The following is a 21,451-nucleotide window of genomic DNA, read 5'->3' as shown; positions in this document are numbered from 1 at the left end:
TTCAACGTTAGTAATTAGCCAATATCCCCTTCTGTTTATTCAGGAGGGGATTTTTATTTGCGCTTTATTCTCCTTGTGCTATTGGAGAGGTGTATTTCTGAATGTTTTCAGCATCTCCGAGAAATTTTACCTTATCAATATCTTTGACTCGATTAACATGCGCTACGATATTGTTGAGAAGTTTTTCATGGTCGTCAAAATCTTTACCGAAATGGATTTTTTTATCATCCGATTCCACATAAAAGTTAGACAAAGTAGATCCGAAGTGAATAGATTTTATATCCGCAAAATCAATAATGCTTGGGGAAATTAAGCCCTGTCGATGAATAGAAGTATCTGTTAATTTAATTTTAAAACCCACCGCAATTATAATAACACCAGCCCAAAGCAAAAATAAAATTACCATCAGAACAGCAAAAAGCGTTTCTCCTACATTATAATTGAGGTATGCGGCATATAGCATGGGACCGCCGACCAGAGAAAACAAAAAGAACATACCCCATTTTGATTTTGTCCGAAGTGAAAACTCCTTTACCTCTTGCTCCATAACGATCCTTATATTTTGTATTAGTTCTTGCGAAGAGAAATGTTATATATCTATTAATACTTTAAAATGAAAGGATGACCCTGGATTGGTCAAATTATTTATACAGATTAGCAGATGGATTTAACAGCACAAAGTAAATTTTTGAGCCATGTATTACGTCATCATCCCGAGTCCATTGGTCTTGAAGTGGATAATAACGGCTGGGCAAAAATATCTGAATTGGTTGAAAAGGCTCAACATAACGGAAAAAATATAGACCGTGATATTATTCGGGAGATTATGCAAAATAGTTCTAAGCAACGGTTCATTCTTAGCAGTGACCGAAAATATATCCGGGCTGGCTATGGCCACTCTATTGATGTGGATTTGCAGCTAAAACCGAAAGACCCTCCCGAGAACCTTTATCATGGTACGGCTCGTAATAATGTATCGTCTATTTTTGCAGATGGTATTCAAGCTCAAAGTCGAAATTTTGTGCACTTATCCACTACCATTGATGAAGCGCGCAACGTAGGTGGACGGCATGGCAAGCCTCAAATATTGCTCGTATTTTCAAAACGGATGAGTCGCGAAGGTTATGACTTTTATCAGTCCGAAAGTGAGGAGAGTATCTGGCTGACGAACTTTGTGCCACCCGAATTTTTGGAAACGCAATCATAGAGTGTAGCGTGCATAGTTTTAAGTCTGTCCACGCAGGTAATGCATATCGGTCTTGAATTTTGTACGTTACAACATGAGAAAACTGCTTTCCATACTGTTTGTGGGATTGGTTATTGTGCTATCCGGGGATATGTGGGTACATGCCGAATCTGCGGCAGAGAGCAGTCTTTCGATTGTTCAGGCAGATACAAAAAACAAATCTCAGTCCACCCATCCTTTTGATCAACCCAATCTGTTTAATGCCTTTCATCAGGCAGAAAGCGGAATAAATATAAGCAATGTTCCTGCCCCATTATTGACGGGTGAAGATCGAGAGCAGTCGGCCGTTCATAAATTTATTGTATCAGCTGCAGAAAATAGGTCAGCAGTATATCTGCAGATTTATCAATTATCAGATCGTGTTACAGCAGTTCTAAAGTACCTTTTTCCATACCACGCATTTCTATAAGCTGTTTTATGTGTAGTGGGCTATCAGTCTCAAGATGTTATGATAGCTCTTCCAATCTTAAATTGATATAACTGATATTTGTATAAGCAGCGAAATCGGTATATCAGAACGATATATTTAAAACAGTTTTAAAAATGAATATAGACTTAACAACAATTATTATCAGTGTTATTGCATCGCTGTTCTTTATTATTCCGATCGTCCTTGATCAGTTGAAGAAGAGAAAGGAGAACAAAAAAAGTTAGAAATATTCTATCCATCCGACCGCTGGAGTTGCGATCGGATGGGTAAATTGAGCTACTAAAATTCATCGGGTGGCAATTTCAGCCATCTGATAAAACAAATAAAAAGGCCGCGGGAAACCGCGGCTTTTTGAGTCAATAAATGTGCCGGTCACTGTTAATCTACTTCGATCTTTTTACCGGCTTTCTCTTTTAGTTTAGGTACCGTAATTGTCAATACGCCATTATCGTATGTGGCGCTGATGTTATCTTCGTCAATAACATTGGGTAGGGGCAGTGAGCGTTCAAACTTGCCAAAACGGCTCTCAATGCGATGATACTTTGTACCATCTTCTTCTGTCAGCTTACGCTCACCGCTTATAGTAATAGTGTTGTTTTCAAATCCGATATTAATATCGTCTTTGCTCATTCCCGGTAGAGCAACGGTTATTTCGAACTCTTTGTCTGTTTCGTAGACGTTGAGTTCGGGTACAAATGTACCTTTGCTCCTTGAGAATACATCTTCCATCATCTCGTCAAGCATATCAGAAAATCGAAGTGTATTTGTGTTTCGACTTCGATCATGGAACAATGTGGGGAATTTGTTTTGTCTCATCAGCATAGCAAATACCTCCTAATGTATTTCATTTAGCAGTTCTAATTACTCATGAGTGTAATGGACGCCCATCACATTAACATTTTTTTCCTACAAACGCTGTGCCAGTGCAAATTAATTTGAAATTTTGACAAATATGCCCAATGTAAAAAGTAATTTTTGACAAGCCTGAACTGTAAAAACGTCATTTTAAAACTATTTCGAATACTGTCTGATAATTACTCAATTTTTGGTGTTCATCATCTATGTCAAAGGAAATAAAATCGACCGTTTAACCCTGCCTGAGGGAGGCCAAACGTGATTTAAGTTCTTTGGCAGCCGAAACATATCCACCGCCGCTACCATCAACAAAATGGATATGATCGCGATGATATTGAAATACCATGCAGGTGATCATGGCAGCATCGGTGAGATGCATGCCGTAAGCCAGTTTCCCATCTTCAAACTGCTTATCCAAAAAAGATTGGAACTCTTTGCGCTGGGATTTACTTCCGCTGATTACTACGCGCAGCATATCGTCAAACTTACGGTGATCGGAATTCATAGCAAGATCCGACTTATAAAGTCCATAGTGGGTGGCCGAGGTTTCGTAGTTTAGGGCCATTAAAATCTTACCGATGATGGTTTGCAGCTGCACTTTTAGGATGTAGCCAATACGTTTAAGCCAGCCCTGTCCGTGAGTTCGAATTCGAGCTTCCCCCATAAGTTTAGAGAAAGATAACGTCATGGAAAGTCCCGGAACGTTAATGGGATTGGTTTTATGATCAAAACCGAAGGTGTCGCGCATTTTTTGCAATACTTGTTCATATATCTGTTGAGGATCATCAATAGCCGGATTACTTTTTACCATCATAGTAATGACCTCATTTTTCGGCTGGCGTACTTTCTGCCAGCGGCATTCGAGCCCGCTAAAATCAACAGATTCTGCGTTTTTAAAGGCTGGGACTTGGTATTTTTTTCCATCCGGATTTTTTAATACTTCTTCGGCGAAGTTTAAACCACCGCCCGAAAATATAGCTTGAATATAGAACTCGGATACTTGGTATCGGGCAACCAGTGTTTTATAGCCTTGGTCACGAATGTATGATATCGGGATGATAGCAGCACGTAAATCGAGATCATATTCCGATTTGCCAATAGTTTTACTTCCTCCTAATACGCGTCGGGTATCATCCATCAGGTTGGGTGGAAAACAAAACGAAGCGCCGTCTCCGCCAAATATAAATGGGATCGTATCGCGTTCGGCCATATTAAATATTCCCACAATAGGTGATGCGCCCAATATATTTACTGACTTATAACGATCCTTATTAATAGCATCGGTGGAATTTACAATGTCGGTTACAGCCACATACCAATCATCGGGAAGGCTATGAAAATTTTCCCGGTTTGAGGCATCGAAAAAATTCTCGATAACAGGAAGATTTGCATAGAAGTCAGCGGTGTCTGCCACAGTAATTATATTGATTTACTTCTTTGGTAAGCGTATATCAAACATACAAAAAGTATTTGATTGGGAATGGCTTATTGTATTAGCGGTTGTTGGGCTTTAGTGATCGCGGATCGATTTCTACTTTTCTGTGATTTCCTTCTGCGGCAATTTGAGTGAAGATAGCCATGTGCTTCAGGTAGTTTTTTAAAGGACGTTGTTCATCCCGGCATTTCCGGTAAATAGTTCGGAATTCATAGCGCAGTTTATGCCAGTTGACGGAGTTTTCCGGGGCTCGCCGCTGGATATATGTTGCCAATTTTCGCTCAAATACGGGACGGAAGCACATCTCCTTTTTGGCAGCTCTGTATATGCGTTTAATATCTTTGACGGTTCGTTGATCCATGATAGTGCAATCTAAAAAACATGGATGCAACCGTACTGTCACCGGAATTGGAAATTGTTGAGCTATATATCAGGTTCCTATAGATGTTTCCAGTTGTTATTCTCAGTAAAAAGCTGGGAATGAAACTGATCCATAATCTGGCAAGAATTTACAATACCCCCGCAATAGCCCGGCTCCAGGGCAATGGTAACGCCATCTATATTCGGAAGTATATGTTGAAAAACCGGTTTTGATATGTGAACGACTTCCTTTATTTCCTCATCGGAATAGCGGTTAAAGTCTTCAGAGTATTGCTGCTTTCCTTTACCGTGGACAAAGTAGTCGAGGTCGATGTCGAAGAAAATATTTTGATTGTTGCGGTCGAGCATAAATTCCTGGAATTGATCGAAATCACGGAATTCAAAAATGGCGTGATCATTTCCATTCATATCTTTAACGGTGCTTTGCTGGTAGTCAGTTGTATTTTGGAGCAACACAATATCTCCAATAAGATTAAGCCAGGCAGCGCATAAAATATGACCATCATTGGTTTGCTCGAACTGTGCCCAAACATAGTTGGCCACATCTGAAAGATTGGTTTGATCTAACTGTTCTAACGCAGATTTCTGTTCGTCAGGAACTGGAGCAAGATCGCGATGCCAGTCGATGGTAACGAGCGTTGGTGCGGGCTGTTTTAGAAGGTTTTTATCTCTGAGGAGGTTTCGCCATTTCATCCAAAAAAAGAACGCAAAGCGATGCTCCATGATGATCGCTTTTTCGATGGATCGGTGGGGGTTGTCGGCATGTGAAATTTCTTCCAAATGGGTGCCGGGCGGGTTGCAACTGTTTGGTTCAATATTCTCGTACATAATACTCCGTTAATCAGCTGTTGTAATGAATACGAGCCCTTAAGTTAGCAGACTTCGTGCTAACTTCAAGGTATTAATTGTTGATAATTGCAGACGAAACTCTATACTGCAAAGTTCGTAGTAGGGATGTTATTTATGAAATTAATATGAGATTATTATGAGAGTACTGCGATTTAAAAATGTGTTTTTGGGAGTGCTGATTGTTGTTTTAATGCAGTCGTTGGCATTGGGACAGGCTTCGGCAACATTTGATAAGCAGAAGCTGGATACCTATCTGGAGAAATTAGCCGAAAAAAATAAGATGATGGGATCGCTGACTATCGATTCGGCCGGAAGTACAGCGTATCATAAAGCGGTGGGATTTAGAGACGTGGAGAACAATCTTCGGGCCGATGCTGATACCAAATATCGCATTGGTTCAATCACCAAAACCTATACGGCGACGATGATTATGCAGCTGGTTGATAAGGATAAGCTTTCACTCTCAACGCCGCTGGCCGACTTTTATCCTCAAATACCACAGTCGGAAAGTATCACCATAGAACATCTGCTTCGTCACCAGTCGGGATTGTATAACTTTACGAATGCCCCGAATTATCTTGATTGGATGACTGAGGCGCGATCAAAAGAGGAGCTGCTGCAGATATTCTATGAGGATGAGCCACAATTTGATCCGGGCGCTCAAATAAGCTACAGTAATACCAACTACGTATTGCTGCAATTTATTTTGGAGGATATCACCGGGGAAAGTTACGCCGAGCAGCTTAAGAAACGAATTGTAGAACCGTTAAACCTACAGCATACGCATTATGGTGATAACATCGAACCGGCTAAAAATGAAGCGCTATCGTATCAGTTTTTGGATGAACAATGGAACCTGGCTTCCGAAACGCATCTCAGTATTCCGGGCGGGGCCGGCGCGATCGTATCAACCAACGCCGAGATGATTACCTTTATCCGGGCACTTTTTGAGGGAAAGCTTGTCTCCCAGAATTCGCTGGACAAAATGACTTCAACCGAGCAGGGGTTTGGGATAGGACTCATAAAGGTGCCTTTTCACGATAAATATGCTTTTGGTCATAATGGAGGTATCGACGGATTTCAGTCGCATCTCTCCTATTTCCCACAGGAGGATGTTTCCATTGCTCTTACAACCAATGGGTTGCAATATAGCTTAAATGATATCCTGATTGGAGCGCTGAGTATTTACTTCGGGCTTGATTTTGAAATTCCTTCATTAGATGAGAAGACTATTACGCTTAATACTGATCAGATGAAAAAATATGTTGGTACTTATACCACCGAACAGCTACCGATGGAAATCGAAGTGTTTATTGATGGCAAAACGTTGAAGGCCCAAGCGACGGGGCAGCAATCTTTTCCATTGACCGCCAATAGTAAAACTAAATTTCGATTCGATCCGGCCGGAGTAGTCATGGAGTTTGACTCGTTGCAAAACGGGGAGTATCAGCACTTTACGTTGAACCAAGGCGGAGGGTCATTTCCTTTTACGCGAAAAGCCCCGAAAGAGCAATAAAAAATTATTTTTAAATGTTATTCTGAATTTTTCAGCCGAATTAAACGCCCGGCACTTTCAAAGTGCCGGGCATTTGTATTCACATAAATTAGAGAGTCTGAAAGGTTTTAAAGGATTTTTCGTTATCCAATGCTACTTTTGGGAGTCTTTACTCGGTAGCTACGCTCGTAAGTGCCGGGTTGTTACCTTATCTGGGAAAGTGGATAGACGACTTACCCCTTCGGATGTACAGTCAGATGGTGGCTGCCGGACTTTTAGTAGCAAGTATAACCGTTGCCCTGTCGTGGCATGTGGCGTTATTGTTTGTGGGATTGGTACTACTTAGGTTATCGGGGCAGGTCATACGGCACAGACCGCCATGGCGCGCTATTTTGTGCATCAGCGGGGCAAGGCGCTCAGTATATCCAGCTTGGGATACCCTATTGGAGAAGGAATATTACCATTAGCTATTGCGGGACTACTGGGTATTTTTAGCTGGCGCCTAACCTGGGGTATTATTGTATTGGTGATTGCCCTGTTTTTTATACCGCTTGTTCGTTTTGTATTAAGTAGGAACGAACACAAAGAGGTTGAACATACAGAGAAAGACTCCCAAGCGACTGACAGCAGCTGGGAAGTGTACAGAATGCTGGCACAAGATTATTGCATTTGGCTGGTTAAGCCGGTGGTTCTGCTGCCACCCTTTTGGGCAACAGGTTTGTTTTTATATCAGGTTTCCATTGCCGAGCAGCTTGGATGGACGGCCACATTAATCGCTTCGGCCTTTGTAGCCTTTGCAGCCAGCAGAATTGTAAGTTCTATCTCTATAGGTCCGTTGATAGATTACTTTAGTGCAAAAACGCTTATTCCCTACTATGTGCTACCTTTTGGGTTCGGATTGGTGTTTGCTTATTACCATCCCGGGAGCTGGTCTGCCTTTGCCTATATGTTGCTTATTGGTGTTACCATGGGAATGGGAAGTAATATAAAATCGGCGCTGTGGGCTGAGTTGTATGGCACGGATATTATTGGGACAGTGCGGTCGGCTATTTTCTTCGTTGATGGTACTCAGTACGGCATTGTGTCCATTTTTAATGGGTTGGGCCATTGATAAAAGAATGGCCATGGAATCTATAATATTTATAGCTATTGTTACAATCGGTATAGCCACCTTGATGGCTTATACAGCATTTAATTTTACGATGAAGGAGGAAACAGTATGACAGAGCAAGAGCAGCAGGAGATGGAAAAGATCTTGGACGAAAAAAATTGAAGAGACTAAAGAGGAGATCGAACAGCTTGAAGAACTTACAAAGCCTGTGAAACCTGATAACGCCTACGGCCGATTATCGCGAATGGATGAGATAAACAATAAGACTATTAATGATAAAGCACTGCTTGAACAAAAAAGAAGGCTTCAAAAATTAGAGCGTGCCCAGAAAAAACATGACGAGGGGAAGTATGGCACCTGTATTAAGTGTGGTGATGATATTCCGCTGGGACGCTTAAAATTTATGCCCTGGACGGCACGATGTGTTAAGTGCGCTCAGAAATCGCAGCATATTATATCCCCCCCCCTAAATAAATATCACAGGGAACGCTATTTTGGTATAAGTAATTTAATATGCAAAAGGGATTCAATTTATTAGCATAATTCAATATTAAATCGTTTAATAAGAAAGAACACTAAATAATAAAAAAGGGGTATTATGTTAGATCGATTACGTTCTTCTAAGTTAGGTGAATTTGTGGATGCCGGAACATCGGCAGCAATTTTTCGAATTTTTGTTGCCTTCTTTATGCTATACGGCCACGGCTGGGGGAAGTTGATGAGTGCTTTCGGCGGCGAATTTCAATTTTTAGATCCCATAGGTATTGGGCCAACAGCATCATTAATCTTAGCCGCTTTTGCCGAGGGTATCTGTTCACTGTTAATTATTGCTGGTTTTTGGACTCGCTTGGCTTCACTAATATTAACTATTAATATGGCAGTGGCCGTATTCTTTGTACATCTCCCCGGTGGCGACTGGTTTGGTGATATGGAACTGCCAGTATTATATTTAGTAGCTTTTATTGTTATTTTCTTACTTGGTCCCGGTAAATATTCTGTTGACAAAAGCTAATGATAAATTAGAAGTATTATTTATTTACAGAGGGGGAGTATTTTGTAATGCTCTCCCTTTTATATTTATGCGTTTAAAATGAATTTTTTTTGTCAATACCATCATATCTATCTGACATTGCTTGTAAGCCTGACTCTCGTAGTGTTGGGTTGTGAGCAGAAAGCTCAGCAGGAAAGACATGAACAAAGTAGTACCGCGGAACACTATGAATTGCCTGATTTTGAATCCGTAGATACTGATCAGGTTTTTGTGTATAACTGTAGTGATACCCTTCAATTTACAGCTCACGTTACTAAAGACAGTACTTGGCTTTTTTTGTCTGATACAACGCTGAAAGTAATGCCCGTAAAGGCAGGGTCAGGTGCTCGGTATGAAGGCAATTCATATTTGTATTGGAGCAAGGATAACGAAGCCATTCTTCAGAAGCCGCAAGGCTCATTTACGACCTGTCAGTTTGTGCCAGAAGAGCGTTCGTGGGCAGCAGCAAAACTCCGGGGTGTCGACTTTAGAGCATTGGGACAAGAGCCCGGCTGGTTTTTGGAGATTCAAAAAGAAGACCAGCTTAAATACGTGGGAAACTATGGGGCAGATACTTTAATAGTTGAGCCGCCTGTGCCAGAGACCGATCATCAGGGCAGACGAACAGTCTATCGTGCAAAAAGCGCGCAGCAAACGCTTGAGCTGGTAATTGCAGAAACGCCCTGCACGGATAACATGAGCGGCTTCGACTTTCCACAAACCGTAACGATAACTGTAGATGGCGAAACCTATAGAGGGTGCGGCCGATACCTGCAATAGGTTATTTTCGCCAAGCGTTATTGTAGGTGGTCAACAAGCTCCCAGAGTTCAACTTTTATGAGGTCTCGGGTCTCGTAGATCGTTTGAAAAAGTTCTGGCACATTGCTGTTTTCGCCCATTGTTTGCCTGATTATTTCTTCGTTAAAGCCAAACTCAATATGTTCAAGCTTATTAAAATGATTTCCCGTGGCAAAGTTATAGCCATAATTAACACCACCTGGTAAAACAAGCGCATAAACTTTCCAGCCAACCATTCGGTTGCGATTCATGCGTTCCAAATGGATCGGTTTTGCAACTTCATCCTCCAACATCAGATAATCAGGACTTTTGCCGGAAGCAACGTTCATGTAATCCATCGTCATATATCGACTTGGCATTGACCCTGTATCGGAATAAGCGCTATTTTCAACCCGCCAAATTTCAGACTTAACAAGGGTAGTAACTTTAGAAAGTTGTTGCGTGCTTCCTTTGTCTATCGAAGAAGGCACAAAGCCGGGTGCATCACTGTCGGAAAAATGATCTCCTAAATCATTTATTGATGAAGTAGTAGTGATACTTACAAAATTATAATTACTTTTCTCGCCACCGGGATATTGTACCTTGTACAGGTACCAGCCCTGTATCTCATCATTCTCAAGAAGAGATTTAAATCCCGAAGCAAGATCTCTATCAGCCACCTTCAAGAACCGATCGAGTTGTGATTGGTTAACTTGGAGATAGTCAATCTTTTTATAAAGATCATCCTGTGTTTGTCCAAATGAGGATGCAAAAAAGACCAAACATAATGCAAAAGATAAGAGTAGTTTCTTCATGACAGCCCCCTTCTTTTTATGAAGTTGTACTACTAATTAAAACAATTTGTAATACAAATGCACTATTCAACTATTTTAAATAAAATACAGACCTAATCCCACGATAGAAAACAGGGTAAAGAACGTTGATTTACGCCGGCAGTGAAGGTATAGAATCAATAAGTCCAAAATTTTCAAGTCCCATCCAAAGTAGGAATAACAGATAACAGAAAATAAGCCCGGCTGCTTCCCATCGTCCCAAAATCATATCGGTACGTAAAAAGCTAAATAAAAGGAGTGTTGCTAATGTAAGGGCGCCCATCAGAGGAGCTGCAACAGAAAAGTTGATTACAGCAGTACCCGCTATCAGTACGCCAAGAGGAATACAGACAAGCAGATCAAAAATGTTGCTGCCCAGCACATTTGCCATTGAGGTAATGGGATCTCCTTTTTGTGCCTTTTTTATACTCACAAAGGCATCAGGGATACTGGTACCGGCTGCAACTACGGATATTCCCCAGAGAAATGAGGGCGTGTCCAGTATATTTCCAAACTCGATGGCCGAACGTACCAACAATTCGACCCCGATTAAAATTACTGCCAAACTAACGATAAGCATCCCCCACTCTTTTAGTGGATTTATGTTGCTTGAATCGCGCTCGGATTCATAATCCATTGTATCTTGGTACTGTATAAAGATGTAGAAGCCATAGAGCAACAGGGGCAGTAGAGCTAACAGCCTATCCATTTCTCCCAAAATAACTCCTTCTTTTGCACTAATGGGATTAAAAATAGCAGCAAAGGAGAAGGTGATGATCAATACTGCAACTGATATGATGTAAAACTGAGCTTCTTTATATACCAAGTCCCGATTTGATTCCAGCGGATCTTTAGAAACTAATCCGGCAGCAGCAGGAATAACGAGAATATTAAAAATGGCTGATCCTACAATGGCTGCTACGCCCAGATCAAATTCTCCATGCAGGATAGAAGATAGCACAACGGTAGCCAGTTCTGGAAAGCTGGAACCAATGGCTACGACCAATGCTCCCTGTACAATATCGGGCAGTTCGTAGTAGGTAGAAAGTCCTTCACTGGAGTGCTCCAGCCAGTCGCTTCCTTTCCATAAAATGCCCGTGGCGATAACTGCTACAGCTGACCATAATAGTAATGGCAATATCATGTTCAAATCCCTGATATATTAATCTTCTAAAGCGCAATAAATGAAGATTAATATTATCAAAAAAGTAAAAGTAATTATTTTTATATCAGGGAACTTCTGCAGGAGGTATCACTACTAAAAGGTTATAACCTGATACCCCTTGCTAATAAAGTTTCTCAGACTTGGATGCTGGTCATATTCATCCAACAGATCGATCTCGGATTCCTTAATCTCTTTAAACACTCCGAACGCTTTGGCGCAGAACCTGCACGCACCGTGTATATTTTCTTTTAGGGCATTATAAAGCGCATGAACATCATGCCCCTCATTTTCCAGCTCGGGAATCCATTCGGTGCCAGCACCGTCAAAGACGATCTTCACCTCATCGTCGTGTTCTTGGAGTTCTTTGGCCAGTTCGAGAGCATTGACCACCCGTCCCAGTGATTCGTGAGATTCTGTACCGGCTAAAACAACGATAGCTACTTTATTCATAAATGAGAGTTTTTTTGAGATTCGTGGTATTTAAAGATGGTTATAAGAGATAAAATCTTACGTAATTAAAATAGAAATACAGTATTGAGAGAACGTGAATTTGCCCGACTAAATAATTTGACTCATTTAGTAAGAATCTTGATGTACAGTTGCTCTGAAGGGTAAACACATGAATAAAATGAAAGTGCCTATCCTATGAATAAACTGATAACCGGTTCAGTTACGATTGTCATAGTTTTTTAATTGCTGTAGGTTGTTCTTCCGAACAAGCGGAATCGTCGAGCGAGGGAAGTAGTAAAGAGTTAAGAAGAGCTCCCAATTTTGAAGTAACTACTATTGAAGGTGATACCGTTAGCCTGCAGAAATCTATGGACGAGAATAAACTACTGGTAGTATATTTTACGGCCTCGTGGTGTCGTATTTGTGCAAAAAAACTGGCCCGCACTTTCCAAGTTATATCCTGAGTACAAAGACCGACTTAACCTGATGGCCATTGGCATTGATCCAACGGATGATGAAGAAGTAATGCGAAAATTATCCAAAAGAAAGGCTTTACTTTTCCTGTTACGAGAGGAGAACCTGATATTATGAGAGCATTTGGCGTTCAATCTCAAGCTACAACGGTGGATGAGGGATGGAATTCCAGGTATTAATTATAGCCGTATCTCTGTTATATGCCTTTAAAGGTAATGCATGAAACAAGAAGGTTCGAACGTTGGAAACAGCGTAATCATATATTATCGATTCTCCTTATCGAGCGGATGGCTGAAATGCCATCCGCTTTCTTTTTTGTTTTGATAATATAAAATAAGAATAGAAAAGAGCTGGGTTGAACTTATCTATGTTCTGGATTGGGATGATCAAACCGGCAGCCCGCCTCCCATTCAGAGCGTTGATTGCCGTGAGCCGGAATACCGCCTGCTTGATCAAGAAGATGGGCCATGTGCATTAGGTTCCATGTCATAAAGGTGGTGTTGCGCTGTGTAAATTCATTGTCAAAGCCAACCGGTCCATCTTCGCTCTCATCACCATAGCTTGGTCCCGGACCGGCTTCGCCAATCCATCCGGCATCAGCTTGTGGCGGAATCACATATCCCAAGTGTTGTAACCCATAGAGAATGCTCATCGAGCAGTGCTTGATGCCGTCTTCGTTACCGGTAATTAGGCAACCGCCCACGCGTCCATAGTACGCATACTGACCTTTGTCATTAAGATCTCCGGAATAGCCATACAGTCGCTCAATCACTTTTGTAGCAACAGACGATTTTTCGCCCAGCCAAATGGGAGAACCGATAATCAAGATATTGGCATCCATTACTTTCTGTTGAATTTCTGGCCAGTCGTCTTCTTCGAAACTGTGCTCAGTCATATCCGGATACACACCCGGTGCAATGTTGTAATCCACAGGACGGATGATTTCGGTAGATACATCATTCTTTTCAAAAATGGACTGTGATACTTGAATAAGCGTCTCGGTATGAGACTCTTTAGGATTTGGTTTAAGCGTGCAGTTCAAAAACAGGGCGCTTAAACTTGAGAAATCCGTCTCGTTATCTTTGCAAAGTTCGTTTTGTTTGTCCGAAAGAGCCATGATAGTTTAATATTTGGTTATAGAGTAATTAGAGGGTGTTAGTTAATTCCTGCTGCGGTTTGCGCAAACTTCTGAAGGGCACCACTAATTTTTTGGAGCTCTTGATCACAGCCTTTAATGCTATGTCGCTTCTTTAAATAGTCCGGGGAATTATATCCCACATTGACCTGTCCATTCTGATCATTCCAGATTAGTACTTTTTGCGGCAGATCGATAGCTACCGTCGGTGCGCATTGCATGAGCGGAGTGCCAAGCTTGGGATTGCCAAATATGAGAACGGTGGTTGGCGGCATTTCCATACTTACCGATGAAGCCCCTTCCTGATGATTTACTTTCTCAAAAATTGTAAGGCCATTATCTTTCAAAACCTTTTGAAGTCGATCCGTGGTTTCTTCTACTGAGTACTTGCTTTGTACAATCTCCATGCCCTCTTGAGCAACAGCGGGGGTTGTAATTATTCCCAAAATAAATACGACCGTTGTTATAATTGCTTTTTGCATATCAGGTATTGACCTAAATTAGCATTGTTTTAAAAGTTACGTCTTGGTGTCAATCCTCCTGAGCTCTTTTCTAGGGAGGAATTTTAAATTCAACAAACAAGATAAGATGTTCAAGCCCCCTCTTACCTGTCCCGAGAATTCGGCGGGAGAAGAAGGATTTAGGGAGATTGAATCTCTTATATACGGAATTGATATTTATATCCCTGCACTTCCTGTTCATCAGCTTCAACACCTAATCCCTGAACCAACCGATTCACAAAGTTAAAATAGCTGATTACCAGTACTGCATCTAAAATAGCTCGATCAGACAATCCCGTATTTTTAAGCGGGATAATATATTTGTCTTCATCTATACTATTGGGATTCAATGTTAGTTCCCGAGCCAGCTGACAAAGTCGTTTATCTACATTATTAAGATCAAGCTTGTTGTAGTTTGATCGCAGTTGCTCAATGCGTTTGCGATCTTTCCAATAGCGGTTAAGGGCTTCACCGTGATGCAGCTGACAGTATTCACAATCACTGGCAGCAGAAGCGACTACCGCCATCATCTCGCGCTGTGCTCTGCTTAATGGCGACTTGCTAAACATAATAGACATGTAAAAGGTCCATATGCGTGGTTATCGTCTCTGGATTCAGACTCTGAATTTTATGGATCTGCGCCAGCTTTCCCCGTTTTTGTTCTAACTCTTTATAAATTTCTTTGAGTTTCCCATCGGCCTCTTCCGGTTCAATGATATCAATAAATGCCATAGTATAAATTTTGTGATATGATAAATTGTATTATCTAAAAACAGCCCGAATTTCTAAAGAAATAAAACTACGCGAAAGCTTAGCTATAATTGACAACGGCAGGGATAAGTCGTTCTCTCGGTGAGCCGATAGGCCCTTCGACTGCGTTCCGATGATACTCAATCGGTTACTATCCTGATCTTCCATAATCAAATGAAATATAGATTAAAACGAATATTCAATATTGCTTTAACTGGTTTTTTGCCAGTTTGGTGATGTTTCTGTTTATCTATTTGGGAATAAATATCACAGGAATGGCTCCAATTGATGTGCTCCCGTCATATGTGGGAGTTGAACAGTCGAGATATGCTATTCTTTTGCATTTTTGTTACGGTATTTTTTGGCTTATGTCTGGTTTATACGTTCGAGGATGATTTTTCTATTGCAAAGGCGCTCATCCTCTCTGTTGTATTATGGTTGTCTATAGTCCGCTTATTGGGGGATTTTGGTTTTGGCTATGCTCAAAATTTGGCTGTCGATCTCCCACTTTATTTGGATAGTAGTATATTATATATCCTGTTAACGTTACTTTTGCACCTTATATATGGATGGGTGTTGGGCTATTTGGGTAGTCGATGGTTGACCAAGAATTATGAAAGTCTAAGCTGATTGTTAAAAGGGTTTGTTAGATATTGGATAGATTATTGTTGTCCATTCTCAATACTTCGTAAACCTTCAAGCAAAGCCTGGTATTCTTCACGACAGCTTCTGCATTTATCAAGATGATCTTTGACCAGTGGTTTAGCATCTTCGGGTGATTTCCCAGCCAGTTTCATCTCGGCAAACTCATGAAGCTCTTCAAAGCACTCATTGCAGCCGATTTCATCCTCGGTAGCCATCTGGGCTGATTTAATCAAACTTTTTAATATGTCGGGCGTTAGTTCCATGTTAAAATTATTGATGTCTTTTGTTACTTACCATCACTGATGTTTTTAGGCGAATAGATCTTACAGTTTATCAAGTATTTTATCGGGATCAATACCCTCAAGTTCTAATTTGGTTTTGATTTTTAGTCGTGCATCATGAACAAGTTTATACAACGCATTGCGGTTGGTATCCATAAGTTTAACAACTGCAGACATGGGCAATCCCTGAATCATCAGTGTATTTATGGCCTTTTTTTGCTTATCGGTAAGCTCTTCATTAATGATTTGCATTACTTTATCAACCAGCTGTGATTCGTGCAGTGATCGATCGGGACTGGTTTCGTCACTGGCAACGGTTAGAGAAAATACTTCGCGGCTATTATCATTGGGTTTCAGATCTTCGATAGAAATATTGTCGTAGCGTTTCAGTCGAAGTTCGGTTAGTCCTTCGCGTACAGCAATTTTCATAGCCCAAGTAAGCAGCTTACTTTCCCCGCGAAAGGAATCGATATTATCCAATACTTTTAGAAGGGCATCTTGGGCTACATCCTTAACAAACTGGTCTAATTCGCGATCAACGTATTTATGCAATGCCGGTTTAAGTCCGTCGATCAATTTTTCCCGCAGTAATTCCACGGCCTGTTCGTCTACGGGAGGTTTCAGGGCTTTAACCCACTCTTCATTTGTGTCATAAGACTTGTTACTCTTACGACGTCTCTTAAACCAATTGAGCATGGTGCATACGTATAGTTTTTTTGAGCATTTAGATAAGGATAGTTGTGATTGTATTCAACACGAAAAAAATTCGAAAGTATATAGGTTATGAAAAGTAGAAATATTGAATTAATAGCGTTTTCGTTCAGTTATATATAGTTGTATGTGCAAGCATATTAATAAAATTACGATCTCCTATCTTGTAATAGGTGAATTATAGTTAATTGCATTCTTCCCTCATTTGATAGGTGAAATTGGTGGGAATTGTTATTTTTTAGCGTTTTTTGTAATGGTATATTAAGGCATATCTAACAAATAGGGACTAAGAAGGTTGTTATTTTACCTGCAATTTTGTCTTGGTTTTGAACATGGATTAGACCATTAATATTTTGTCATAATTTTGCTTTATGGTTTTAGCTGTTGAACTTCCGTTTCTAAACGAGCTTGTTGCACTCTTCTTGGTAAGTGTCGGGATTGCCTATTTATGCTATCGGCTTAACCTGGTACCTATTGTAGGATTTCTAATTGCCGGTGTGATTATTGGTCCCAATGCCTTAGCGTTGGTTCCGGATCAAGAACTTGTAGATATCCTTGCTGAGATAGGGGTGATCCTATTGCTGTTTACGATTGGTATAGAATTTAGTCTTGAAAAATTAAATCGCATACGAAAAGCCATCGTAATAGGCGGTGGTTTCCAGGTGATCGTCACCACGCTGGTAGTGGTGGGTTTGTCAATGGCATTTGGAGTATCATTGAATACCGCAATATATACGGGATTTTTGGTGGCATTGAGCAGTACGGCGATTGTGCTGGGATTGTTTGCCCAGCGCAAAGAAACTGATACGCCCACCGGTCAGCTTTCACTGGCAGTATTAATTTTTCAGGATCTGTCTATTGTTCTAATGGTTTTGCTTGTGCCGCTCCTGGCCGGGCAGTCAGAGTCTGTATTTGATGTATTCTGGATACTTGGGAAGGCTGTACTCCTGATTCTTGCTGTGCTTGTTTTGGCGCGACGTATCGTTCCATGGATCTTGGAAAAAGTGGCAAAAACTAAGAATCCAGAGCTTTTTTTATTGACGGTGGTAGCAGTCTGTTTTGGGACGGTTGCGCTTAGCAGTATGGCAAATGTGAGCCTGGCACTTGGGGCATTTTTGGCGGGATTGGTAGTGAGTGAAAGCGAATTTAGTGAGCAGGCATTAAGTGAAATTCTGCCCCTTCGAACTATCTTCAATGCGGTCTTTTTTGTATCTGTAGGCATGTTGCTGGATCTTAGTTATGTGATAGAATATCCGCTCTTACTGCTCGGAATCGCCGTTCTTGTGATCTTATTAAAGCTGATTATTACCTCAGCCGGATTGCTTACACTTGGTTATCCCGTACGAATTGCAGCTGCTTCGGGGTTGGCACTGGCACAAATCGGGGAATTTTCTTTTGTGCTTGAGCGTGCCGGACGCGCAGCGGGAATAACACCTGCCGGAATGGGGGAGCTGGGATCACAAATATTTATTGCTGTCTCGGTCTTGCTGATGATTGGTACCCCCTTCCTGCTAAATGCAGGTCCTCGATTAGGAGAATTGCTTAGCCGCACACCACTAAGCAAGTTGGGAGAAGACTCAAATGGAGAACAAACGGACTACAAGCAGAGCTTGGAAGATCACGTGATAATTGTTGGGTACGGACCGGCTGGCCGTCATTTGGAGCAGGTACTGCATGAAACAGGCATTCCTTATGTAGTTATCGAAATGAATCCTGATTCTGTTGAAGAGATGAGGGCAAATGATATTCCTGCTATCTATGGAGATGCGGGTCGTTTTCATATCCTCGAAAAGGCAGGTATCGACAAGTCAAAAATGGTGGTTATTGCTACCAACGATCCTTCTGCAAGTCCGCGAATTATACGAATAGCCCGGCATCATAATCCAACGCTACAGATTGTCGTGCGGACCCGGTATCTGTCAGATGTTGATCAGCTTGAAAGGTTAGGTGCCGACAATGTTATTCCCGAGGAGATGGAGACAACGGTACGTATCTTCTCAAAGGTACTTGGGGCTTATATGGTACCACAGGATGAGATCGAAGATCACATCCAAACGCTACGGGCGCACGATTATGAAATTATGAGGGGTAGCCTTCAGGAGGCCCATTTGATGGTGCTCCAGGGACTTGATGATGAGGGGTTGCATACTCGGGCTGTTGTTGTCCGCGAGGGAGCACCGGTAGCTGATAAAACCCTTCAGGAATTGCAACTGCGTAATAAGTATAACTTAACAGTGCTGGCTGTTAAAAGAGAGGATCAGACGATCGGGAGTCCTGCCGGTGATTTTGAATTGCAACCGGGCGATCGGCTGGTGATGGTAGGTTTGGCAGATCGTTTTGCGGAGTGTGCAGAGTTGTTCCGGACGCCGTTGGGACAGTAATAAAGCAATTTACCTCCCTATGTGACTATATCATGAAAGGCAGATAACTACTGGGTCTATACTGATATTGATGATCAGAAAAGAGAAATAGAAAAAGTCGAGGATTCGTAATACCTATTATTCCTCGAAAGTGGTGGATAATTCTCCGGTTTAAGAATTACATATTTTTAAAATATCCGCAGCTGTTACTTGTAAATGCTAAGCTCTAATCCCCCCCCCCCCTTAAATGAATTATAATATACCAGCTTATTCGTGATTCTTTCACTTTTCAATATTGAGCTATTAACAAGTAAGCGAAATTTGTAGACCTGTAATTTATGTAAGATTTTTCCTCTAAATATGTAACGCACCTTCTCAAAAATTTCATAAGCTTTGTTACGTAATATTGATCGAAAAGAGAAGTGTATCAAGATTGGCAATCAATGATCCGAACTTTTCAACAATGTGGCAATCATTAAAAATGATCGTAATCAAATGGAAGAAGAACAATTAGAACTTGAAAAATCAAAGGCAATGATCGTTGTCGAAATCATCGAATACGTCCCTGATTCGGTGGTGATCAAAACGATTATAAATAAGGCGACTGGGGATATTAATGCTGTCTCTTTTGACGCCGGTGAGAAACTGGAGGAGAAAACATCCCCTTTTGACAAGTTCATCCAGATCATTGACGGGAAGGCAGAGGTTATAATCGATGGAAAATCAAAACTCCTGGAAACCGGACAGTCTATTATTATCCCGGCCCACGCCTCCAATTCATTTAAAGCGAACGATCGGTTTAAAATGATATCGACGATAATTAAAAGCGGATATGAGGAGGTAAGCTGATGGATTTGAAGTACAGACTGGAAAATGTGGAACAAACACTTGCAGCCATCAAGCAAATTGATCCTGCAAAAGGTCGGAACATCATGATGAATTACGACGAATTAATTAATGATTTCCACCAACTGGTGGTCAAGGACAAATCGATTAGTTTGCTTTTGGAAAAAGGCAAGAAACATTATCTGAATGAGAAAGAGATCCTTGAAATGAATGTACTTTTTAGTGCTTATTGCAAAATAAAAGCGCGCAATTTAAGTAATGAAGATTTGAAGGCTACAACCCTGGTCGATTACACAACCGGCAATCCCCTGACGTTAGAAGGAATAGAACAGCGTCTTACGACACTCGGATGGGAAGGATAGCACGATTTTAATTCCATAAGCAAGATATAAATGTACATAGAGGTAGGCGAAGGCAGAGATGGAGAGCACTTTGCCTTGTCAGTACACCACATGGGAAGACAGGTTACGAGTGGTAGCGTGCCTGTCTTCCTATTTTATTTTTTTTATATTGTAATGGCAAAAGAATTTTAAAAAGTCACCATCAATCGTTGTTTATGGCATTTACAAAAAGATATGTAAAATACATGGTGAGTTTGAGGTGTAAAATGATACTAAAAGATGAGCTTGAAAAAGCAAATCTCACATACTCGATTTCTCCCCATGGTGCCATAGAGTTTCGTGAAGAAATTACAGAGACACAACTTGAGGAGCTAAATAAGAACTTGCTAAACTCAGGCTTGGAACTGCTTGACGAAAATGAAAGTATGCTTATTGATCGCATTATAAACACCGTCACCGAAGTAGTTCATTATTCCGATAAATTGCCAAACCTGAGTTTTGACGATATTATAGGTAAAAAACTGGGATCGAAAAGTGAATCGATATTAAAAGTATTTTCGGATGTAAAGGGAGTGTCGATCATGCAATTTATCGTACTTCAAAAAGTTGAGCGGGTTAAAGAGCTTCTACTGTATGAGGACCTGTCCCTGGAAGAAATAGCCGAAAGACTTCGATACAAAAACAAACAGTACTTAATTGCCCAGTTCAAAAAGAATACCGGGTTATCTCCCACCTATTTTAAGAAAATAAAGAACGAACGCATGAGTATTTTACAAAATGCGTAAGGTATAAGCATCAGAAAGTCAGTTAATATTGGATTAAAAATAAAAAGCTGGCTTTCCTTATCACCCACATTCCCACAGTTTACAAGCATAGATTATATAGCTTAGAAAGCCAACCGCACTTCCTATAAAATATACTTCCTTAACAAACTTTTTTAGATCGGTATTTACTGATACTGCTGATAAAATAAAGGGTCTTAAAAACCGGGAATAAGCAGAAATACTCGATGTTCACTACGCAATCTGCTTATTTATATATGTATCGAAATCTGGGAATTATGTAAGGTATTTCTGGTTATAATGTAACGCAAACCGTCTGAAAGTAGTGTATTTTATGCATGTATCAAGTTTCAATTCTGATTTACAGGGTTAAAATTATGCGAGTAACATCTATCTTAGCTTTGTTAAAAGGAATTGGGATAACAAGCAGATAATGTAATATAAACAATACACTCTACAATGAAACTTCGGGCAGGAGTATGATGATCAAACTAAAGTTAGGAATCGTCTTGTTTTCTTTTCTTCTCATCACCGGATGCAGTGGCCCGGAACAACAATCAAGTGATCAG

28 protein-coding genes are annotated in these 21,451 nt (G+C 40.8%); 13 read left to right on the top strand and 15 right to left on the bottom strand.

Annotation, left to right across the window (positions count from 1 at the left end; translation table 11 throughout):
• Positions 1-64 precede the first annotated feature (64 nt).
• Positions 65-547 carry a hypothetical protein gene (locus ACQ4LT_RS00140; protein WP_445663966.1) on the bottom strand — a complete coding sequence of 161 codons (483 nt, stop codon included), beginning with the start codon at positions 545-547 and terminating at the stop codon, positions 65-67.
• Positions 548-661: 114 nt separating this feature from the next.
• Between ACQ4LT_RS00140 and ACQ4LT_RS00135 the strand changes: the two genes are divergently transcribed.
• Together ACQ4LT_RS00135 and ACQ4LT_RS00130 are read left to right on the top strand one after the other, a co-directional pair.
• Positions 662-1,207, top strand: coding sequence for an RNA 2'-phosphotransferase (locus ACQ4LT_RS00135; protein ID WP_445663965.1), 546 nt, complete (start codon positions 662-664; stop codon positions 1,205-1,207).
• A 73-nt stretch (positions 1,208-1,280) separates the two neighbouring features.
• Positions 1,281-1,655 (top strand): hypothetical protein, encoded by a 375-nt coding sequence (locus ACQ4LT_RS00130; protein ID WP_445663964.1) that lies wholly within the window; start codon positions 1,281-1,283, stop codon positions 1,653-1,655.
• Between the two features lie 399 nt (positions 1,656-2,054).
• On the opposite strand, the gene ACQ4LT_RS00125 is transcribed toward ACQ4LT_RS00130, so the two are convergent.
• From ACQ4LT_RS00125 to ACQ4LT_RS00110, 4 genes are all read right to left on the bottom strand, one after another.
• Positions 2,055-2,498 carry an Hsp20/alpha crystallin family protein gene (locus tag ACQ4LT_RS00125; protein WP_445663963.1) on the bottom strand — a complete coding sequence of 148 codons (444 nt, stop codon included), beginning with the start codon at positions 2,496-2,498 and terminating at the stop codon, positions 2,055-2,057.
• A 265-nt stretch (positions 2,499-2,763) separates the two neighbouring features.
• Positions 2,764-3,945: a DUF3095 domain-containing protein gene (locus tag ACQ4LT_RS00120; protein WP_445663962.1), complete on the bottom strand. Its 1,182-nt coding sequence runs from the start codon at positions 3,943-3,945 to the stop codon at positions 2,764-2,766.
• Between the two features lie 79 nt (positions 3,946-4,024).
• The gene (locus ACQ4LT_RS00115) at positions 4,025-4,327 is read right to left on the bottom strand and encodes a hypothetical protein (RefSeq protein WP_445663961.1); all 303 of its coding nucleotides are present in this window, start codon (positions 4,325-4,327) and stop codon (positions 4,025-4,027) included.
• Between the two features lie 77 nt (positions 4,328-4,404).
• Entirely contained in the window at positions 4,405-5,175 is a 771-nt protein-coding gene (locus tag ACQ4LT_RS00110) for a hypothetical protein (protein ID WP_445663960.1), read from the bottom strand.
• Between the two features lie 157 nt (positions 5,176-5,332).
• Between ACQ4LT_RS00110 and ACQ4LT_RS00105 the strand changes: the two genes are divergently transcribed.
• The 5 genes from ACQ4LT_RS00105 (at position 5,333) to ACQ4LT_RS00085 (ending at position 9,612) form a co-directional block, all read left to right on the top strand.
• Positions 5,333-6,712, top strand: a complete 1,380-nt coding sequence (locus ACQ4LT_RS00105) for a serine hydrolase domain-containing protein (protein ID WP_445663959.1) — start codon at positions 5,333-5,335, stop codon at positions 6,710-6,712.
• Between the two features lie 328 nt (positions 6,713-7,040).
• Positions 7,041-7,802, top strand: coding sequence for an MFS transporter (locus tag ACQ4LT_RS00100; protein ID WP_445664541.1), 762 nt, complete (start codon positions 7,041-7,043; stop codon positions 7,800-7,802).
• A 244-nt stretch (positions 7,803-8,046) separates the two neighbouring features.
• Positions 8,047-8,340, top strand: coding sequence for a TraR/DksA family transcriptional regulator (locus tag ACQ4LT_RS00095; protein ID WP_445664540.1), 294 nt, complete (start codon positions 8,047-8,049; stop codon positions 8,338-8,340).
• Between the two features lie 60 nt (positions 8,341-8,400).
• Positions 8,401-8,814, top strand: a complete 414-nt coding sequence (locus ACQ4LT_RS00090; protein ID WP_445663958.1) for a DoxX family protein — start codon at positions 8,401-8,403, stop codon at positions 8,812-8,814.
• A gap of 78 nt (positions 8,815-8,892) precedes the next feature.
• Positions 8,893-9,612, top strand: coding sequence for an MliC family protein (locus tag ACQ4LT_RS00085; protein ID WP_445663957.1), 720 nt, complete (start codon positions 8,893-8,895; stop codon positions 9,610-9,612).
• Positions 9,613-9,629: 17 nt separating this feature from the next.
• Here the strand turns inward: ACQ4LT_RS00085 and ACQ4LT_RS00080 are convergent, their stop codons facing one another.
• The 3 genes from ACQ4LT_RS00080 to ACQ4LT_RS00070 all read right to left on the bottom strand — a co-directional run bounded on the left by ACQ4LT_RS00080 (position 9,630) and on the right by ACQ4LT_RS00070 (position 12,057).
• Positions 9,630-10,424 (bottom strand): hypothetical protein, encoded by a 795-nt coding sequence (locus ACQ4LT_RS00080; RefSeq protein ID WP_445663956.1) that lies wholly within the window; start codon positions 10,422-10,424, stop codon positions 9,630-9,632.
• Between the two features lie 130 nt (positions 10,425-10,554).
• Positions 10,555-11,586, bottom strand: a complete 1,032-nt coding sequence (locus ACQ4LT_RS00075) for a sodium:calcium antiporter (RefSeq protein ID WP_445663955.1) — start codon at positions 11,584-11,586, stop codon at positions 10,555-10,557.
• Positions 11,587-11,700: 114 nt separating this feature from the next.
• Complete coding sequence (locus ACQ4LT_RS00070; protein ID WP_445663954.1) at positions 11,701-12,057, bottom strand: DsrE family protein; 357 nt, start codon at positions 12,055-12,057, stop codon at positions 11,701-11,703.
• 368 nt (positions 12,058-12,425) lie between these two features.
• On the opposite strand from ACQ4LT_RS00070, the gene ACQ4LT_RS00065 reads away from it, so the two are divergent.
• Entirely contained in the window at positions 12,426-12,521 is a 96-nt protein-coding gene (locus ACQ4LT_RS00065) for a hypothetical protein (protein ID WP_445663953.1), read from the top strand.
• On the top strand, positions 12,481-12,648 hold the full coding sequence (locus ACQ4LT_RS00060; protein ID WP_445664552.1) for a hypothetical protein: 168 nt from the start codon (positions 12,481-12,483) through the stop codon (positions 12,646-12,648). Before ACQ4LT_RS00065 ends, ACQ4LT_RS00060 begins: the two co-directional genes overlap by 41 nt.
• A gap of 244 nt (positions 12,649-12,892) precedes the next feature.
• On the opposite strand, the gene ACQ4LT_RS00055 is transcribed toward ACQ4LT_RS00060, so the two are convergent.
• The 7 genes from ACQ4LT_RS00055 to ACQ4LT_RS00025 all read right to left on the bottom strand — a co-directional run bounded on the left by ACQ4LT_RS00055 (position 12,893) and on the right by ACQ4LT_RS00025 (position 16,538).
• Positions 12,893-13,648, bottom strand: a complete 756-nt coding sequence (locus ACQ4LT_RS00055; RefSeq protein WP_445663952.1) for a flavodoxin family protein — start codon at positions 13,646-13,648, stop codon at positions 12,893-12,895.
• A 38-nt stretch (positions 13,649-13,686) separates the two neighbouring features.
• A complete protein-coding gene (locus tag ACQ4LT_RS00050) occupies positions 13,687-14,148 on the bottom strand; it encodes a DUF302 domain-containing protein (RefSeq protein WP_445663951.1) in 462 nt (153 codons plus the stop codon).
• A gap of 176 nt (positions 14,149-14,324) precedes the next feature.
• On the bottom strand, positions 14,325-14,735 hold the full coding sequence (locus ACQ4LT_RS00045) for a peroxidase-related enzyme (protein ID WP_445663950.1): 411 nt from the start codon (positions 14,733-14,735) through the stop codon (positions 14,325-14,327).
• The gene (locus ACQ4LT_RS00040; protein ID WP_445663949.1) at positions 14,728-14,898 is read right to left on the bottom strand and encodes a hypothetical protein; all 171 of its coding nucleotides are present in this window, start codon (positions 14,896-14,898) and stop codon (positions 14,728-14,730) included. The genes ACQ4LT_RS00045 and ACQ4LT_RS00040 overlap by 8 nt, the downstream gene beginning before the upstream one ends.
• Before the next feature lie 30 nt (positions 14,899-14,928).
• The gene (locus ACQ4LT_RS00035) at positions 14,929-15,084 is read right to left on the bottom strand and encodes a hypothetical protein (RefSeq protein WP_445663948.1); all 156 of its coding nucleotides are present in this window, start codon (positions 15,082-15,084) and stop codon (positions 14,929-14,931) included.
• Positions 15,085-15,578: 494 nt separating this feature from the next.
• On the bottom strand, positions 15,579-15,824 hold the full coding sequence (locus ACQ4LT_RS00030; protein ID WP_445663947.1) for a hypothetical protein: 246 nt from the start codon (positions 15,822-15,824) through the stop codon (positions 15,579-15,581).
• A 60-nt stretch (positions 15,825-15,884) separates the two neighbouring features.
• Positions 15,885-16,538, bottom strand: a complete 654-nt coding sequence (locus tag ACQ4LT_RS00025; protein WP_445663946.1) for an RNA polymerase sigma factor — start codon at positions 16,536-16,538, stop codon at positions 15,885-15,887.
• Between the two features lie 386 nt (positions 16,539-16,924).
• Here ACQ4LT_RS00025 and ACQ4LT_RS00020 point away from each other — a divergent pair, with 386 nt between their 5' ends.
• From ACQ4LT_RS00020 to ACQ4LT_RS00005, 4 genes are all read left to right on the top strand, one after another.
• Positions 16,925-18,934 carry a cation:proton antiporter domain-containing protein gene (locus ACQ4LT_RS00020; protein WP_445663945.1) on the top strand — a complete coding sequence of 670 codons (2,010 nt, stop codon included), beginning with the start codon at positions 16,925-16,927 and terminating at the stop codon, positions 18,932-18,934.
• Between the two features lie 474 nt (positions 18,935-19,408).
• Positions 19,409-19,762 (top strand): cupin domain-containing protein, encoded by a 354-nt coding sequence (locus ACQ4LT_RS00015; protein WP_445663944.1) that lies wholly within the window; start codon positions 19,409-19,411, stop codon positions 19,760-19,762.
• The gene (locus ACQ4LT_RS00010; RefSeq protein WP_445663943.1) at positions 19,762-20,121 is read left to right on the top strand and encodes a hypothetical protein; all 360 of its coding nucleotides are present in this window, start codon (positions 19,762-19,764) and stop codon (positions 20,119-20,121) included. The genes ACQ4LT_RS00015 and ACQ4LT_RS00010 overlap by 1 nt, the downstream gene beginning before the upstream one ends.
• 194 nt (positions 20,122-20,315) lie before the next feature.
• Positions 20,316-20,885, top strand: a complete 570-nt coding sequence (locus ACQ4LT_RS00005) for a helix-turn-helix domain-containing protein (RefSeq protein WP_445663942.1) — start codon at positions 20,316-20,318, stop codon at positions 20,883-20,885.
• The last annotated feature ends 566 nt before the right edge of the window (positions 20,886-21,451 follow it).

Source organism: Fodinibius sp. AD559, from assembly GCF_052712805.1.
This window is presented reverse-complemented; position numbering and strand designations above follow the sequence as displayed.